Origin of the sequence: Furfurilactobacillus milii (assembly GCF_021654115.1) — a bacterium.
Classification (GTDB): Bacteria; Bacillota; Bacilli; order Lactobacillales; family Lactobacillaceae; genus Furfurilactobacillus; species Furfurilactobacillus milii.
The window spans coordinates 288648-304976 of the sequence record NZ_JAIWJF010000003.1 but is presented as its reverse complement, the minus strand read 5'-3'; the positions used below and the strand labels follow the sequence as shown (position 1 = coordinate 304976).

Below are 16329 nucleotides of genomic sequence, written 5' to 3'. Positions count from 1 at the left end.
CGGGTCATGAAGATACCTCTTTCTTGTTTGTGGTGAATTAAGAATAGGTCTTCATGGCCTTTTTGACTAGTCTGAATAAAGAACTGGTCTAGTAGAGCAGGTGTTGCACTTCAATTTTAAATCGAGGAGATGAATATTTAAAACTAGAAATGGTAAATTCGTCGTTTTCAATTAGCACGCGTGGTTGTTCTTTAAAACTATCTCTGTACAATCTGAATTTTGTCATTTTGTTGCCTTCGTTTCTTTAGCCAAACCATCAAATGGATGCTTGATGTAGTGGTAAGCATAGACAATCATTGCGCCAAAAGTTAAGAAATGAACGGCAAATGAAATCGTCATTGATCCAGTAATGTCAGCAAACCAGCCTTGAATTGCTGGCCAAACACCGCCTCCGACGACCATCATTACTAACATGGCACCGGCAGTTTCAGTTTGGTGAGGGTCTTTGATGAAACCAAGCGTTTCAGTATAAATTGTTGCATACCCAGGCCCCATTAAGCCGGAAACCAGAATGGCAACATAAACACCATTGAAGCTTCTATCAATCATCATGTAACCGATCGCAATAAAGCCGAGAATTGAATACCAAAGCAAAACCTTCAAGTGTGGAATTTTTCTCATCAGATAGTCAGCAACGATTCGGCCAACAAAGAAAGCAATATAACTGACGATGACATAGTTTGATGACGTTCGTTCATTGATCGAGTGGTCCAAATTTAATGCCAAACGAATTGTGAATGACCAAATTGAAACTTGCAGGCCAACATACATAAACAATGTAAACATACCGTAAGTAAAATTATGGTTTTTCAATAACGCTATTACTGTTTGACCTAAATTTTCTTTAGGCTTCGTTTCGTTTGCTTTAGCCTTTGGCTTACCACTTGGAAATTGCGTAATTAAGAACAGGATAATCATGACCGCAATCACCATAATGATGTATTTGTATGGCTGAAGTGTTTTTTGCAAAGCCGCTTCACCAAAACGAACACGAGCACTCCCTGATAACTTGCTGAGTTGTGCATCAAGATTCTCACCACCAGAGAAAATGAGGTACTTCCCAAGCAGAATCCCGGCAATTGAACCAAACGGTAAAAATGTTTGTGAAATATTCAACCTTAAGGTTCGCTGCTTTTCTGGTCCTAACAGAGCTGAATCGGTATCGGCAGCAGTTTCAATAACTGTCAGACCAGCTGCTAAAACAAACAGTGCTGCTAAGAAAAAGCCGTAAGTTGCTGCAGCCGATGCTGGAAAGAACAGGACACAGCCAATCAAATACAGTAACAAGCCAATAATAATTGTCAGCTTGTATGAAGTTTTTTTGATCAACCATGATGCTGGAATTGCCATCAAAAAATATCCCAATGAAAACGCACTTTGAACGTAGGCCGAAGCCAAATTACTTAATTGAAAAATGGATTTAAACTGAGTGATCAAAATATCATTTAAACTGGCTGCGGCCCCCCACATTGGAAATAACAGTGACACCAAGACAAATTGGACAACCGGCATCTTACTGGTATATCCATTATCTAATTCTTTTCCACGAAATTTGATCAAGCCAAACCCGTGGCTGTTCTTTGTTTCCATATACAGCACTCCTCGTCTTATAAACTGTTGCTACATTTTGTAACCGCTGTCATTATAGCACGTTGTGAAATTAATTCCACGAATAAGTAGAAATTAATTTTAATTTTCAAAATTCAGTTTCTCATTTTTTATTGATAAATTAACTAACCAATAAACTCTGTAAGTGCTTTTCAACTAAACAAAATGCCGCCTGCCTAAAGCAACTTGTTTACAATAATTTTGATCGTTTTAAAATCGACTCAAATGTTTACAAAATATCAGGCTAAAGCCTTGGAAAATTTGTTTTTAAATTTCTATATTGACTGTACGAACATACATTCGTATAGTTTATTTAATCGCTTACGCATGGAGGCAAATAAAATGACATCACCAAATAGTAATCAGCGTTGGTTAACACAGCTTCTTTCTATCGAGCGTGGCAAAAACTTTCACCTTTCTGAATTACCCTTCTATCAAATCGCCAAAACTGATCCAGAACGATTAGTTCAGTTTCAGCAGGCTTTTGATACCTGGATAGCTCAAACACATGAAAAATATGTTAGTAAAGGCGCCACAAATTATTTGAGAGTTAGCTAATGCAAGGATAAAGCCTGTAATGTACACTTGCGCAAAGACACCTCATTCCTAAATATGGAATGAGGTGTCTTTGCGCCTAAATAAACTTCTCAGAATTTTGACGACATAGTTATTAGATCATTATTTTCGCTGAGACAGTAAACTTCGTTATTGAATCTCCTTAAGCAACAATTTAGCCACCGCTCTCACGGAAAATGGATTTTGACCTGTTAGCAATCGACCATCTTTGACTGCGTATTCACTATAAGCACGCTTTTTTGAAAATGATGCGCCACGTTCCTCAGCTACTTTTTGATTAAGAAACGGCACGACTGACTGTTTGCCAGCAATAATTTCTTCAGCATGAGTAAAACCTGTAACTGTCTTTCCGGCAATCAAGTATTTCCCTTGATCGTCCTTGATATTAAGTAATCCGGCAATTCCATGACAAACTGAAATGACATATCCGCCTTGATCATAAATTGCCAAAGCCAAGTGCTGCAACTCATCATTGTTCGGAAAATCCCACATTACGCCATGACCACCGGTGTAATAGATTGCCACATAGTCATCTGGGTTCACTTCGTTTGGACGAAGCGTATTTGTCAGTGCACGGTGTACAAAATCGGGCGATTCATAAACAGCCATGATTGATTCATCGGTATACTTCATGCTTCGTGGATCAAGAGGTACGAACCCGCCTTTGGGGCTAACAAAATCGACAGCAACTTTTGCTTTCTTCATTTCATCAACGAATTCGGCGGCTTCACCTAACCAGAGGCCGGTTGGGTCTTTGGTACCTTGATAACGCGTGACGTTAGTTTCAACAATTAAGATTTTTTTCATGCTTTAGATTCCTCCACGATTACAGTCATTGTTTCTAATAAACAGCAAAACTTGTTGATGCCCTTAGACTCTATCCATCATGTCATCACAAACCACATTATCCGCCGAAAATTACTTTATACCACTAATTTGCAATTCACATTTTAAGAAATATTCCATAATTTCCATTTTCCTGAATGATGTGCTCTTGCAACGTTTCAGTGCTAACAAAAAGCATAGTTATTGTCCGAAATTTTTCAGACAATAATTATGCTTTTTAAGTAGTCGGTTAAGACCATTTTCAGGATTGATTTCCCTTAAAAACTAATTTTTCGCTATTGAAGCCGGCATTTGATTGAAAATTAATTTCACCGATTTACTTATCGGTTTCAATCAATATCGGCAGTGTAATCTTAGAGCCATTAAATTTCACTGTTTGTGTCGCGATGGGACCCTCCTTTTGTTCTGACCATTGTGTGGTCGTATTGTTATGAATGTTATAGGCGGGCCAATTCGAGGATGTTACTTCTAGTCGAATTCTTGAACCGGCCTGAATCTGCCACAACACTTCCCACAACGGCATTTCGAGAGTGACAAACTGTCCGGGTTGATAATCGACCGCGTGTTGCAATTGATTGCGCAATCTCAAGGTACTACCGGAATCAGAAATGTTGATAACACGTCCATCTGAAAAGAGTTCCTCAAGCTTAACCATGAAAGCCGTGTCCGGTACAGAACTCGCAACGTTTAATTCAATCATTGCTTTGCCAACTAAGGTTTGGGCTTCTTTTAAGGGTTCACTGATAAAAATCAAGCTATCTGACTGTGCCGTCTTTTGTTGTAACTGTGGGCCATGATGACCGGGATTATTCATTAACATCCCCATGACCCCGTTGCCACCCATCGTTTGACGAGCGTGTTGTGGGTCATACTGATAACTTGCGACTTCATCACTCGTGTCTGGTTGTGCAAACAATTGACTTTTTGAGCCAAGATAAAAGGTTTCAGTTTGTGCAGTTGGACGCCAAGTATCAAACCGGCGCCATCTTTGAGCACCAAGTTCATAAACTAATGCCCCGCTGACCGCTCCAGCAAGCTTGTTTCCCTTTAACTGAAATTCTAACCAGTCAAAGATTTCGCGAATGGCACCCGCACCATATTCGTCAGCATTCGCATAGTTGAGGACGCCCGGTTCAGCGTTGAGGTGATCCCAAGGCCCTAGAATCACCTTACTTTTTGCTTTGATTTCTGGTCGCAAACGATCATAGCCCCAAATATCATTATTCAAATGGTGATCAAACCAGCCATCAACAATACAAATAGGAATATTAATTTTCTCCGGCATTGCCTTTAAAGCCGTCCAGACGGGTGTTTGCTGCCAGTAAGGATCGTCTGGGTTTTCCGAATGAATGTAGTCTTGATAAAAATCTAATTTCTGATCAAAAAAGTGTTGATCCATTTTTGCTACTGGACGGTATGCCATAGCATCAAAATAAGGGTGTTTCATTTTCTCATTGTGAGGAACCGGACTGTTGTCAACTGCCCAGGTTGTATACGTATCAGGTCGGAAAAGCCCATTTTGGTACATCTGAGCATAACGATCGAATCCGTACATGTTGGGCACCATCGTTTTAACGTTATCTGGTAATTGATCCGCAATAACTAGCTGCGTGTAACTGCTGTACGAATTTCCAACAAGCGCGATTTTACCATTGTGCCAATTTTCCTTGGCCAGCCAGTTGACAGCGTCAATACCATCTTCACGCTCATTGACAAATGGTTCCCATTTACCTTCAGATTTGCCACGTCCTCGGCATTCCTGAATCACAAGATTATAACCACGGCGCACGAAGGCCGACCAACTAGCGACCATAATTTTGACATAATCCGGATATGGTACTCTGGTGAACAAAACTGGAGCATCTTTCGAATGGTCCGTTAAAATGATGCGCGTTGCCAGTTTGACTCCATCACGCATTGAAACGAATTCAGTTTCGTCAGAAATTAGTTTATGTGAAACTTTAGGTAAAGCAGATTCAACGCCTTTGGTCATTGAATCGATCATTTCATCAATACTCATATTCTTAAGACTCCCTTTCGATCGGCATTTCTAATAATGCGCTACTCAAAGCCTTACCGTGACGATCCAAATTTAACGAATGTGTCACCCCACCCCCCAAAGCATTGGTAATAACAAAGTTCAACGCGTGTAATCCTGGAAACTCATAACGTGTCACCTGAATATGACCGAGTTTTTGAAACCATTTTTGCACTTTTTCGGCGCTAACGTTTTGTTTAAGCATTGCAAAATCATGCTCGTTATAGGGAATTAAAGAAATAATTGAAGTATTTCCCTTATCGCCAGTTCTAGAATGCGCAATATCTAGTAGTTTCATTAGTTAGCCTCCAAAAATTGATGTTGTATGTGAACGGCTGATTCTGGAATCAGCACAGAAGCAATCGCAATAATTTGTTGCGTGTAGGTTCTGACACCGCCGCCGGCCGCTGGTCCGTTGGTATACAACGCCTCGATTTCTCGCTTGATTTCTTGTGCAGCTGCTAAAGTTTTCGTTCGAGCTGCAAAATGAACACGAACTTCATTTGGCGATTGCTGATCCAGCAAAACGCCGTGAAATAATGAATCAACGCCTACATAATCAATCTGCAACTCTTCGACGGGAATTTTCAGATACTCAATCCGCTTTTTTACAACATTTCCCGCCAGTTTGGCTCGGTTAATTGCGGTTGAACCACCGTAACTAATCCCGCCTTCAATAATATAACCGTCTTCGTAACCGACACTGACTTTTAACTGGCCAGTTTTAGGATGCCCAGTTGCACCAGTAACTTTCACCCCCTCGGCCGTTTGGCAAACTTGAACTTGCGAAAAGTCAGCAACAACATCTGGTGTGAAGTACTGTGTTGGATCTTGAATTTCGTACATAATCTGTTCTTTAACTGTTTCTGTCGACAGCAAACCACCGCTGGTCGCTAATTTACGCATAACAATACTGCCATCTTCATTAAAATCAGCATACGGAAATCCTAAGTTCCACAAGTCTGGCACGTTTTTCCGATCGTCATCGGCAAAATATCCGCCCATGACCTGACCGGCACACTCTAATAAATGCCCTAACAAGGTTCCTTGGCCCAAAAAATCGTCATTGTCATATCTTTGCTTAAATTCGTGAATTAGCGGTCCAATAAACAACGCGGGGTCGGCCACACGGCCTGTGATAATAATGTCTGCTCCGTCGTCCAGCGCATCACTGATTCCTTTTGCGCCAACATAAGCATTAGCTGAGATAATCGGTTTTTCCAGGTCAGCCAGACTGTGATTAGTCTCCATCGTTACTTCATCTGTGAATTTCTCAATACTGGTCGAAATATCGTCACCAGTCACGACTGCAATTCGTAACTGGTTGAGACCTGCATCGAAAGCCATCGTTTGCACCAGTTTGGCTGCTGCTAACGGATTAGCAGCCCCCATGTTTGTAATGACTTTGGTGGGATGTCGCTTTATTGCTGGCAAAATTCTCTCAAAACGATACTTTAATAAATGATTGTAGCCACTTTCTGGATTTTGCTTTTTCTCATTTTGTGCCAGTGCAATGGTTCGTTCAGCTAAACATTCAAACGCGATATAATCTAAGTTTGCGCCGTCGATTAAATCAATTGCTGGTTCAATCCGGTCATCTCCGTAACCAGCACCAGAACCAATCCTTACTTTTTTCAAATAAATCCCTCTTTCCTGTGAATGATTGCAAGTATATGCGGATTTGGAATAAATAAAAGTATTGAAAATGGCTTTCATTTTTTGACAATTGCTATTATAGGAGAATTTTCATTAATGCTAGTTGTTTCTATATGCTATTATGTAATAAAGGTAATGAACAATTGATCTTTTGAAAGTTGGGATAACTTGGATATCTTACAGTTAAAATACTTCGTCGAAATCGCTGATTGCAATTGCAACATCAGTATTGCTGCCAATAATCTACATGTTTCTCAGTCCACGCTGAGCCGATCAATCATTCGTGTCGAAGAGAATGAAAACAAGCTGCTCTTTTCTAGAAATGGTAAACGACTGGTAGGTCTAACCCTGTCAGGCCAACAACTTTATCGCGATGCTAAGCGCGTTTTAGCTTCGTATGAAGCATTGCTGAAAAATCTTCGGCATTCGCCCACCGGTAGTGGAACTGTCAAACTTGGTTTGACGCCAGCCATTTTATCGGCTTTTTTTGCTGATTCCTTACCCGCCTTTATACTTCAAAATCCTAAGCTAAATGTTGAAATTGTTGAAGCTGGTGGAGAAACATTGCAACAGCAATTACTATTAGAAAAAATTGATTTAGCGTATCTAATTGCCCCGATTCAATACGGCAGTTTACAGACAGACAATTTGATCAACGACACAGGCGTACTGGTTTACAACCCACAACTTTTCTCAGTTCTGCCTTCAATTGAAAATTTAAATGAAATTCCGTTGGTATTGCTGAATCAAAAATTTACCTTTAGAAATCAGATTGACCAGTGGTTATTTAAACAAGGCTACCATCCGCAAATCATCATGGAAACAGAGAACGAGGAAACCCTTTTAAATGCCGCCCAGCATACTCCGGTTGCAACGATTTTGCCCAACCCAGTGTTAACGGGTTATCGAACAAGTGGTTTAACTGCAATTACAATTTCTGATTTATCGTGGCAACTACTTGTTTGTCGAAAGACAAGCCACTTTAACCCGCTGTCAAAAAAGGTTATTGAACACTTCAATCCACTTATTATGAAAAATAGTCAATAAACTACTGTTGTGACGTTCTTTCTAAATTATTAATAAAGTATGTTCGACAAAAACAAATCTAATGCAAATAGAAAAATATGGTCAACAATGAAATGTAAGTTCATTGTTGACCATATTTTTAATATACCAATACTTTAGACTGACGGAAGCATCGTTTATGCAAACCTTTTTATGCTTGCCAGTAGTCGGTTGATTTCTTCTTTATCTGCCTGTGTAATGGGACTGTCCAGCAAACGCAAGATTTCCATCCCCGTGGTGATCAATTCTTGTTCTTTGCTATTGTTACTGATTAGAAAGCCGACATTCAAAAAGCCAGATAATTCTTTTCTTGCCGTTTCATCGCCCGTTTCAGCCACTTCAGTCAAATGAGCAATACTAGCTGCAAACTTTTTTTGTCGCGCTTTTGAGGCTCTGTGAGCCGTGTAGTAAGGCAGAAAGAGTGCCACACAAACAGCTAAAATTTCTGCAAACGCGCTTACCCATTCAGACAATGGTCCAACTACCATCAAATTCCTCCTTTTAATTTCATCGTGATAAACTTGTCGATTATATATATATCCCATCACCGTTTAAATCCGTTGTAACAGACGACAATGTGATGAGTTGCTGAAACTGTATCGAACGTTTTTTGAGGCGCTTATCCATTTACTGTTCGGATTCAATCAGTGAATAAGTTTTTCGAAATTCCGACAAAATTACTGCTTCAAATGGTTTAATAGTCTGAATATCGAAATGCTCTTTTGCCGTCGAAGTCAGTAGCCCCGCAAAGCTAAAATCAATGCCATCCTTTAAGTAGCGTTCTGCCAGATCCAGCGTAATCGCCTTACTTCTTACCTGCTGAATGATTGACTGCGTTAAAGAATTCGCTTGAAAAAGGGCAAAATTTGGATCGTAAGTTGGTTCAATAAAGTCTTCCTGCTGCGCCTGTTCAACGTAGCTTAACAAACGCTGAAAATACTCGTGCTCAGCAGCTCTTAACTGATACGCCAGGTCAGGATAGCCATGCTGTAAATCATTATTAAATCGATCTGTCGTTGATCCCATTAGTAATAATGAGTTCAACCAAACCGTCGCAAATGAGTCTGGCGTGAATGTGTTAGGTATTGGTCGATCAGAAATAAACTGAAGGTAGCGTGCCACAACAGCTTGAACAATTTCTTCTTTATTTTCAAAATACGAATACAGTGTTGCACGACTAACATCGATTGCTGACGCTAGTTTGCCCATTGACATTTTTTGAAAACCATCAATTAGGATGACATGATTCAATTTAATCGTTAAGTCACTTTTATTAATCATTATTCCTTACCTCAATAAAAATAATAACACTTGTTTACATTTTAGACAATATGACGTATTATTTGTCTAAAATAAATAACGAGGTGTTTTTGAATGAAAAAAATTATTGTATCAGGTGGATCCGGTTTTGTAGCAACCTGGGTCATTGTTGAACTGTTAAACCACCACTATGCGGTTAGCGCTAGTTTACGCTCACTAACAAAAGCGGATGGTATCCGTGAGTCAATGAGCCACTATGTACCAGCTGAAGATCTCGCTAATTTATCCTTCTTTAAGGCAGATTTAACAAGTATAGACGGTTGGGAAACGGGAATGAAAAATGCTGACGGTGTCATTCACGTCGCATCTCCATTAGGAAACGGCACAGAATCAACAGAAGAACTAGTCAGTGTCGCTAAGGGCGGTGTCCTGAACGTTTTACAAGCAGCAGAAGGCGCAGGCATCACTCGCGTGGTCATGACAAGTTCACAAGCCGCTGCAACCCCACTCAGCACCGCCACTGGTACCTTTGATGAAAGCTTCTGGACGGATCTAAACAGTCCTGAGCTGGATCCTTATCGAATTTCAAAAGTGAAGGCTGAACAAGCGGCTTGGGCGTTTGCTCAAGATCATAATATCGAACTAACAACAATCTTACCAGGCTCAATTTTTGGCCCAGTTATTACCAGCAATCTAAGTTCTAACGGGATCCTTTTGCAACTGTTGAAAGGTCAACCAGCTCTGCCAAAAGTACCATTGGAAATCAGCGATGTTCGCGACTTGGCGCGCCTACATCGTTTGGCGTTTGAAACGCCACAGGCAATTGGCAAACGTTATATTGGCTCATCGCAAACACTAACCATGTTAGAAGTGGGCAAAATTTATCAGTCCGCATTTCCTTCACTTCATCTACACGTCCGCGCTTTGCCAAACTGGGCCACACGACTGCTAGCCAAATTTATTCCTAGTTTGCGATCGCTGGTTCCAATGCTTAATCGTCGTTACCACCATACTGCGGCCGCTGCAGAAAATGACCTCGGATGGCAGCAACATAAACCACAACAAACGGTCATTGATGCTGCTAATCGACTGATTGAACTTGGTTTGGTGAAAAAATAAGTGAAGTGGATTCATCGCGTCTGTAGATAGGCTGGCTCTTTCCAACAACAGTTTATGGTCACATGTTGAAGGGCCAACAATGTTCGGGGATAACCCTCTACGTTTAAAATGTAAATTTTATCAAAACAACATCTCCGTTGAGTCAAAAATGAATTAATCGACTCAACGGGGATGTTGTTTATCTGCAGCTCGTGATTGTCTGCTTAGGCGTCATATTTTATTCGGCCTGTGAAACAATTTTCTTAAGTTTATTCATGTATGATCTGCTCAAATAATGACGAACTGACTGGTCCTGAACTTTATCAATAGCAGACTGAGCATCTGAAAGGTGCTGCTGATCGCGGTGAACCGTAACATCAGTAACACTGTTTAGGGCTTTATGAATCTGATCAAAACCCTTGTCCTGACTCGTAATTTCATTAATTGTTTTTGAAGCCGCCGTTTGTGCTTTAGCGGCCGCATTTTTATCCTTATCAATAACAGACTTAGTTTTAAGATTATTAGCTGCCTTTAATTGAGTCAATGTTTTATTAACCGCAGTAGTTGTATCTTCATCGGCCTTAATAGCCTGATTAGCTAACTTGTTTGCTAAATGTTTGTACGAAGAAACTCGTGTTGCACTTACGCTGGTCGATGCTTGTTTTGCATTAGCGTTTGTATTAATTACACCACAAATCAACAACAGAACAACGATAATTACAACTGAGATAGCACCAAGTCTTTTTTTCAAAAAAGTACCAAGATTTGTCATATGTGGTTCCTCCAATTGGATAAGTCTGATGGCAACTAAAAAATGTAGAAAGTGGAACTCAATAGTTTCAATCTTAAAAAGTGATTTCACAAAATAAACAGTCGTGCGTCGTGCGGGCATCTAAAGTGGTGTTTTAAAAACACTTAAAAGACACGCGTACCTTTTTCATACATCGTAGCTATTTTATTATTGGCAACGCTGACCTTATATACATCTGCATGCTTTGACGTGTTTTTATTAACTGTACATGTGTAGTCAACTTCGACGGTATAGTAGTTTTTTGTATGAACACTTTGAATAACAATAGGTTCACGAATTAACGTAAAGGTCCCAACAATGCTTGAATCATCGTATTCGTCTTGTTTTCCAGGAAGTATTAATCCATCAACAATATTCTCATTAGCATTAAGACGCATTTTATTAGCTCGGATACCATCCGCATAACCGCCGGTTGTATAGTCCTGATAATCACGGAAAAATTGTTGAATTTTAGGAATCATTACGGTGGCATCGTTGTCCGATGGAATTAAACTTGGAGTATATGGGGCATCACTAGAACTTTCATCTACATTTGAAGTAACAGTCGCGTCTGTGCCCCTAGCACGACTACTGGATGCTGAACTCGATTGATCATTCACAAGAGATTTAGGTGATTGTGATGACACAGTTGCACCAGATTTAAACGGTACTGGCCAAATTGCAAAAATAAGCGACGCAACCACTATTGTGGCTATCAGAATCAGCATGCCATAGCGGAACACACGTAAACTAAATGGCTTAACATTGTGTTTCAAGCCAACTTACCCCTTCCATCGAATTCACGCATTTATTTAGATACGACTAGCAAACTAATTTTGAGCAAAGTATTCGGTACGATTCCCTTTTTCTGTCCAAATAGCAATCCGATTCTTAGATTTATCATCTTTAAATCCGTTTTTAAAATTCAGTTTAGCCGTTGTTCCTTTAGGAAAAAACTTGATTGAATAACTTGGTTTGACATTTTCTGAAGGATCGGGCAGAACCGTCATCGTCCCATGAACCTTTTCATATTTTGCTTTGGCACGAACATTTTCTAAAGAGAAGCGAGTATTAACAAGTGCAATATGATTATCATCAATATTGTTGCTAGTAACAGTCAATTTATCTTTTAGTTTATTAGGGTTTCGGACCCACTTGACTTGCTTACCATGCGTCCGGTTTGCTACGGCCACTTCCGTCCACTTTCCCGAACTAAACCCGCCAAACTGACCATTCGGAATATCTTTAATGTTGATTTTTGGATAACTTGTTTTCTTACTTGTCGTATTAGATGGGTCATGTGTGGCTGCTTTTGCACAGAAATCAACTGTCATAAAAGCCATTGCTGACAACAAAATGAACCCTTTTGTAATTAATCTTTTTCGCATGCTCATGGACTATAACCTCTTTCATTTTCAACATGTATTCCATCATCAGCCGTTTAAGTCCAAGGATGGATTGGTTTAAAAATCTATTGTTGCATAAATAATTCACTATAGTTATTTGAACTATTCCAGAAAATCACTCGATTGGTGCTTGTATCATCCGCAACCCCATTGTTAAATGGCATATCAATAGGTACACCTTTTGGATAAAATTTAACCGCATAATTTGTAGAGTTATCATCATTGTCTGTTGAGGCAGTTAATACGCCATTTTCCGTAGCATAATCGGCGTAGCTTGGCGCTCCGCCTTCATAAATCTGATTGCCATTTAACAAAATATCGCCGTCAGAAATGCCCCCATTTTCAATTTTCATATTGCTACTTAGGTCAGATGGATTTTTTGACCATTGAAGGCCTTGTCCACCATGAAGGCCGGATCCAGAAACTGCAATTTCTTCCCAGTTACCTTTCAGAGTAGAATAATCACCGTTTTGAATTGAACTGATATCCATGGATGCAACACTTGATTTAATATCTGAACCACTAGCAACTTTATTTGGGTGCTCGGAGCTAGATTGTGGTGCAGTGCTAGAAATACTGGAGCTAAAAGCTGCTGAATTAGAAGTTGAACTCAGCTTGTTTGAGGAACTACTAAACTGAGTAGAAGCGCTTTTACGGGTCACACTAGACTCTTGAAAAACGTCGTCCCAATCATAACCACTGAAAACTTTTCCAAGTTTTATTCCGTTATCGCTTTTATCGTTGTACATAAAAATCTGGCGATTAATTATGAGAAGTCCGTTTTTAAAAGTAAAATTCAACGCCCTAACTTTTTTTATATCTGCATTTCGTGCACCAGCAAAATTGCCGTCTAAATTCTTGGAACTTTTAGATAGATGCATGTTCATAATGTTGCCGTCAACAGTCATTTTCCCCTCGCTAAAGGAATGACTTCCTTTTTCTTCAACATCATATTTTTTATTAGTCATGTCAGTTCGACGAATATAAAACACGTGAATTAAATCGTTTTGACCATCATTCTGACCAACAGAAAATTGATTGGAAACGTCGTAGTAGTACGTTCCTGTCAAATCAGGTTGTGTAACTTTAGGCTTGATTTTTTGACAACCAGCGAGTAAAAAGCCCCCTATAAGAACTAGGCCGACGAGTATACGTAAAGTACGTCTTGATTTCATCATTGAATCCTCACAGACAGAAAATAAATTATCTTTTGCAAATTAGCGTCAATTTATGGCTTTAAAATTGCGTAGGCTTTACCAATCAAGTTTTCTGTATTTGGACTATCTGCCAGAACAAACGAAACTTTAGGATATGTTAGGAAATCAGTTAGAATGTCAAAATGCCATTCGTAAAAATCAGTGGTATCGGATGTCGTACTTGTTTTTGCTCCTCCAACAGCTAGTCCAGTATTGCCAATTGCTGTGCCGCCACCAACAGTATTAGAGTTTGAATCCGTGTGTGTTCCAGTATGTAACCGTTCGCGGGTTACTTCTTTAATGTTGCTATTGTTATAGGCAACTAGTGATCCCTGAGCCGCATTAAGATATGCGAACCGTTCTCCACTGTAAATTAAGACTTCACGTCCCGTTCTAAACCAAGACCACTGGCCAATCATTAGCTTTTTTGCCACATTGTCAGCACATAATTCAGCGTGTTCACCTTGTATTTCTCTTAGTTTTGCATTGGCGTCATTTTCTGCGTTATCCAGCATGTGACCAGCTAAGCTACGTTTTGCTAAAAGTATTGCAATTACCCAAATTAAAATTCCCAAAACTGCAGACTGGCCAAATGCACCCATGCCAAAAAAGATTGCAGCCCACATCGCAAACGGCCGGATTCGGCGCCACATTTTATTACTTTTCATTGACTGCTCGTATTCTTCGTTTGCAGTCGCACCTTTGTCCCAGCTATCAAAATCAGGTGTTTCCGCATAGTTAAATAAGTTCAGGTTTGCTGGTAAATTGTTTTCAGACATTATTTTCCTCACTAGTTTCTGACTTGACTAAAGTATTCAGTGATGTTCTTTAATTCTGTTCAACACATGTCACAATAGTTAAAAATGGATAGAATCCTGTAGAACCAAAACATTAATTATCTTTCTTGTAAGTTGTGCCTGCGAGTAATCCCTCAAGACCTGAACTCGAGTTTACAGTAAATGAATTCTTATCGGATGAAAGAGTTGCGGACAGTGTGCTACCCTTTATGGTCATTTTCAATTGATCCCCTTTTATTTGATAAGTCCCTTTATTCTCGTAATCTTGTCCTTCATTTTCTATGACTTGATTTCCCTCGAAAGTCAAACGGTCAGTGCTTTTAGCGATAAGCAAATCTGTTGTATGTGAATATGTACCACTCAATCTTTTTGGCCTTGATACTACGACAATAGTGATAATAACCAGAATAATGACAACAATACCGGCTACTAATGAAGGTCTCTTCTTGGCCTTTGCTACTAAATTTTCCATCTTGTTCTCCCCTTAGGTGTTAGCTACTAATTATAGCGATATGCTATATCGGTAATATTAGCAAATCAAATCAAAAATATCAATACAGGCTGTACTAAGTACCATTATTTTACATACATTTGTTTGCTACCCTGAACGGAGGGTAAAATTAATGCATATAGATTTTTTTGGTCAAAGGCTCAAATCAGTTCGGAAATCAAAACGAATGACACAAATGGACTTATCGAAACGATTAGTGGTTAGTAAAGGAACAGTATCAGCTTACGAACAAGGATTATCCTATCCGTCTCTAGAAACCTTCGTAAAAATTTGCGATATTCTGGATACATCTTCAGATTATTTACTCGGTATTTCTGATGATTTGCCTTTTAAAATGGGTGGACTAACCGACAAACAAATGGAAAGTGTTTTACAATTTGTTTCGCTGATTGAAAAAGCAAACCGCACTATTAACAACGCAGACGCTTAGATTTCGAATTCAATTCAGGTTACAAAATCAAAAAGGTGCCACTCAAAGTTATCAAACTTGAGCGGCACCTTTTCATTTTGAACAAATTATTTTCGTATTAATTGTACACTTCTATAATTCCGATTCCTGATACATATGCCAGGCTTCATCGAACACATCCATACTTTGCAGATAGTTACCATTTAATTCAAGGTAGCGGGACACATCGTCAAAGTTCTGAGACTGTTTGGGAAAAGCTTGGTCTAAAAATGCGTTATTAGCAAATTGAGCGACTGGTTCATAACTTTCTGCATTGCGTTGCGTCATTAGGTACTGGTAAAAACTACGTCGCATGATAGTGCTCCTTTCATTTGATCTGTTTAATTGCTGAAGCCTGATGGAAGTATCATCTTGCTTATTTAACTTCTTTATCAAACTGACTCTTTGGAATACCTGCTTTGAAAATGTATGTGCCGCTGTTCACGTCTAATGTTTCAGCCCGGATGGCTAAAGAACGACGTGGCCCCATCTTATGCAAATCCAATAGCACCGTGTCTGTTTTAGCGTTGGCACTGACACCTTTTGGAAATTTGTAATGACGAGCGACAAATCCCATCACAAAGTGTACAGGCAATTGAAGCCGTCCAATTGCCATTCTAGAGGCATGGAGTTTAACGTTACCAGATTTGGTAACACTAGGATCCATAATCAATCCGTACGTTAGTTTAACACCTAGAAATTTGGTTGTCCCGTATAGCATTGCGTGTTTATTAATCACAAAACGATAGTGATACTTATTATCTTTCGTATTGTTAATGTAGTAATCCGCAAGTGCATTCACTTGTTTAGTATTAAGCTGCACCTGAAATGTGGCGTTTGATTGCTGCGCTGGGCGAATTACCTCAGCAGGCTCCGGCATCGGCTTTGTTGCTTCAACACTGACCCAGATCCCGGCAATCACAATGAGACTAATCAACGTGATTGCAGTGATTTTCCACCAGTTGCGTTGGTGTTTTGGTTTAACTTCCTGCCTTGTTTGCATACTGATTTATTGAACCTCCGTTGCGGTGAAA

The 16329-nt window shown here is 39.6% G+C and carries 19 protein-coding genes; 4 read left to right on the top strand and 15 right to left on the bottom strand.

Annotated features, from left to right (window positions below; all coding sequences use genetic code 11):
- Positions 1-222: 222 nt before the first annotated feature.
- Entirely contained in the window at positions 223-1590 is a 1368-nt protein-coding gene (locus LDK34_RS05895; protein ID WP_178914151.1) for a sugar MFS transporter, read from the bottom strand.
- A 360-nt stretch (positions 1591-1950) separates the two neighbouring features.
- Here LDK34_RS05895 and LDK34_RS05890 point away from each other — a divergent pair, with 360 nt between their 5' ends.
- Positions 1951-2166, top strand: a complete 216-nt coding sequence (locus tag LDK34_RS05890; protein ID WP_017261897.1) for a hypothetical protein — start codon at positions 1951-1953, stop codon at positions 2164-2166.
- Positions 2167-2313: 147 nt separating this feature from the next.
- Here the strand turns inward: LDK34_RS05890 and LDK34_RS05885 are convergent, their stop codons facing one another.
- From LDK34_RS05885 to LDK34_RS05870, 4 genes are all read right to left on the bottom strand, one after another.
- Positions 2314-2991: a type 1 glutamine amidotransferase domain-containing protein gene (locus tag LDK34_RS05885; RefSeq protein WP_178942501.1), complete on the bottom strand. Its 678-nt coding sequence runs from the start codon at positions 2989-2991 to the stop codon at positions 2314-2316.
- Positions 2992-3346: 355 nt separating this feature from the next.
- Positions 3347-5050: a CocE/NonD family hydrolase gene (locus LDK34_RS05880; protein WP_178942500.1), complete on the bottom strand. Its 1704-nt coding sequence runs from the start codon at positions 5048-5050 to the stop codon at positions 3347-3349.
- A gap of 4 nt (positions 5051-5054) precedes the next feature.
- A complete protein-coding gene (locus LDK34_RS05875; protein WP_178942499.1) occupies positions 5055-5366 on the bottom strand; it encodes an AtuA-related protein in 312 nt (103 codons plus the stop codon).
- Positions 5366-6706 carry an acyclic terpene utilization AtuA family protein gene (locus tag LDK34_RS05870; RefSeq protein ID WP_236941558.1) on the bottom strand — a complete coding sequence of 447 codons (1341 nt, stop codon included), beginning with the start codon at positions 6704-6706 and terminating at the stop codon, positions 5366-5368. The genes LDK34_RS05875 and LDK34_RS05870 overlap by 1 nt, the downstream gene beginning before the upstream one ends.
- A 186-nt stretch (positions 6707-6892) precedes the next feature.
- On the opposite strand from LDK34_RS05870, the gene LDK34_RS05865 reads away from it, so the two are divergent.
- Entirely contained in the window at positions 6893-7771 is an 879-nt protein-coding gene (locus tag LDK34_RS05865) for a LysR family transcriptional regulator (protein WP_236941557.1), read from the top strand.
- Between the two features lie 155 nt (positions 7772-7926).
- Here the strand turns inward: LDK34_RS05865 and LDK34_RS05860 are convergent, their stop codons facing one another.
- Complete coding sequence (locus LDK34_RS05860) at positions 7927-8277, bottom strand: hypothetical protein (RefSeq protein WP_178942496.1); 351 nt, start codon at positions 8275-8277, stop codon at positions 7927-7929.
- Positions 8278-8416: 139 nt separating this feature from the next.
- Complete coding sequence (locus LDK34_RS05855; RefSeq protein ID WP_178942495.1) at positions 8417-9070, bottom strand: TetR/AcrR family transcriptional regulator; 654 nt, start codon at positions 9068-9070, stop codon at positions 8417-8419.
- Between the two features lie 93 nt (positions 9071-9163).
- Between LDK34_RS05855 and LDK34_RS05850 the strand changes: the two genes are divergently transcribed.
- Positions 9164-10168, top strand: a complete 1005-nt coding sequence (locus LDK34_RS05850) for an NAD-dependent epimerase/dehydratase family protein (protein WP_178942494.1) — start codon at positions 9164-9166, stop codon at positions 10166-10168.
- Between the two features lie 217 nt (positions 10169-10385).
- Here the strand turns inward: LDK34_RS05850 and LDK34_RS05845 are convergent, their stop codons facing one another.
- The 6 genes from LDK34_RS05845 to LDK34_RS05820 all read right to left on the bottom strand — a co-directional run bounded on the left by LDK34_RS05845 (position 10386) and on the right by LDK34_RS05820 (position 14808).
- Positions 10386-10919 (bottom strand): hypothetical protein, encoded by a 534-nt coding sequence (locus tag LDK34_RS05845; protein ID WP_178942493.1) that lies wholly within the window; start codon positions 10917-10919, stop codon positions 10386-10388.
- A 143-nt stretch (positions 10920-11062) separates the two neighbouring features.
- Entirely contained in the window at positions 11063-11713 is a 651-nt protein-coding gene (locus tag LDK34_RS05840; protein ID WP_178942492.1) for a hypothetical protein, read from the bottom strand.
- A 54-nt stretch (positions 11714-11767) separates the two neighbouring features.
- A complete protein-coding gene (locus LDK34_RS05835) occupies positions 11768-12331 on the bottom strand; it encodes a hypothetical protein (protein WP_236941556.1) in 564 nt (187 codons plus the stop codon).
- A 77-nt stretch (positions 12332-12408) separates the two neighbouring features.
- Entirely contained in the window at positions 12409-13521 is a 1113-nt protein-coding gene (locus tag LDK34_RS05830) for a DUF6287 domain-containing protein (RefSeq protein ID WP_178942490.1), read from the bottom strand.
- 50 nt (positions 13522-13571) lie between these two features.
- The gene (locus LDK34_RS05825) at positions 13572-14318 is read right to left on the bottom strand and encodes a hypothetical protein (protein WP_017261906.1); all 747 of its coding nucleotides are present in this window, start codon (positions 14316-14318) and stop codon (positions 13572-13574) included.
- Positions 14319-14430: 112 nt separating this feature from the next.
- On the bottom strand, positions 14431-14808 hold the full coding sequence (locus LDK34_RS05820) for a hypothetical protein (protein ID WP_178942489.1): 378 nt from the start codon (positions 14806-14808) through the stop codon (positions 14431-14433).
- Between the two features lie 151 nt (positions 14809-14959).
- Here LDK34_RS05820 and LDK34_RS05815 point away from each other — a divergent pair, with 151 nt between their 5' ends.
- Positions 14960-15277: a helix-turn-helix domain-containing protein gene (locus LDK34_RS05815; RefSeq protein ID WP_017261908.1), complete on the top strand. Its 318-nt coding sequence runs from the start codon at positions 14960-14962 to the stop codon at positions 15275-15277.
- A 111-nt stretch (positions 15278-15388) separates the two neighbouring features.
- On the opposite strand, the gene LDK34_RS05810 is transcribed toward LDK34_RS05815, so the two are convergent.
- Both LDK34_RS05810 and LDK34_RS05805 read right to left on the bottom strand, forming a co-directional pair.
- A complete protein-coding gene (locus LDK34_RS05810; RefSeq protein WP_017261909.1) occupies positions 15389-15610 on the bottom strand; it encodes a YozE family protein in 222 nt (73 codons plus the stop codon).
- Between the two features lie 61 nt (positions 15611-15671).
- Complete coding sequence (locus LDK34_RS05805; RefSeq protein WP_178942488.1) at positions 15672-16298, bottom strand: YpmS family protein; 627 nt, start codon at positions 16296-16298, stop codon at positions 15672-15674.
- Positions 16299-16329 lie beyond the last annotated feature (31 nt).

Excerpts from the sequence above, each read along its gene's own strand:
- LDK34_RS05895 (WP_178914151.1), bottom strand. The coding sequence starts at position 1,590 with ATGGAAACAAAGAACAGCCACGGGTTTGGCTTGATCAAATTTCGTGGA.
- LDK34_RS05890 (WP_017261897.1), top strand. The coding sequence starts at position 1,951 with ATGACATCACCAAATAGTAATCAGCGTTGGTTAACACAGCTTCTTTCT.
- LDK34_RS05885 (WP_178942501.1), bottom strand. The coding sequence starts at position 2,991 with ATGAAAAAAATCTTAATTGTTGAAACTAACGTCACGCGTTATCAAGGT.
- LDK34_RS05880 (WP_178942500.1), bottom strand. The coding sequence starts at position 5,050 with ATGAGTATTGATGAAATGATCGATTCAATGACCAAAGGCGTTGAATCT.
- LDK34_RS05875 (WP_178942499.1), bottom strand. The coding sequence starts at position 5,366 with ATGAAACTACTAGATATTGCGCATTCTAGAACTGGCGATAAGGGAAAT.
- LDK34_RS05860 (WP_178942496.1), bottom strand. The coding sequence starts at position 8,277 with ATGGTAGTTGGACCATTGTCTGAATGGGTAAGCGCGTTTGCAGAAATT.
- LDK34_RS05855 (WP_178942495.1), bottom strand. The coding sequence starts at position 9,070 with ATGATTAATAAAAGTGACTTAACGATTAAATTGAATCATGTCATCCTA.
- LDK34_RS05850 (WP_178942494.1), top strand. The coding sequence starts at position 9,164 with ATGAAAAAAATTATTGTATCAGGTGGATCCGGTTTTGTAGCAACCTGG.
- LDK34_RS05845 (WP_178942493.1), bottom strand. The coding sequence starts at position 10,919 with ATGACAAATCTTGGTACTTTTTTGAAAAAAAGACTTGGTGCTATCTCA.
- LDK34_RS05835 (WP_236941556.1), bottom strand. The coding sequence starts at position 12,331 with ATGAGCATGCGAAAAAGATTAATTACAAAAGGGTTCATTTTGTTGTCA.
- LDK34_RS05830 (WP_178942490.1), bottom strand. The coding sequence starts at position 13,521 with ATGATGAAATCAAGACGTACTTTACGTATACTCGTCGGCCTAGTTCTT.
- LDK34_RS05825 (WP_017261906.1), bottom strand. The coding sequence starts at position 14,318 with ATGTCTGAAAACAATTTACCAGCAAACCTGAACTTATTTAACTATGCG.
- LDK34_RS05820 (WP_178942489.1), bottom strand. The coding sequence starts at position 14,808 with ATGGAAAATTTAGTAGCAAAGGCCAAGAAGAGACCTTCATTAGTAGCC.
- LDK34_RS05815 (WP_017261908.1), top strand. The coding sequence starts at position 14,960 with ATGCATATAGATTTTTTTGGTCAAAGGCTCAAATCAGTTCGGAAATCA.
- LDK34_RS05810 (WP_017261909.1), bottom strand. The coding sequence starts at position 15,610 with ATGCGACGTAGTTTTTACCAGTACCTAATGACGCAACGCAATGCAGAA.
- LDK34_RS05805 (WP_178942488.1), bottom strand. The coding sequence starts at position 16,298 with ATGCAAACAAGGCAGGAAGTTAAACCAAAACACCAACGCAACTGGTGG.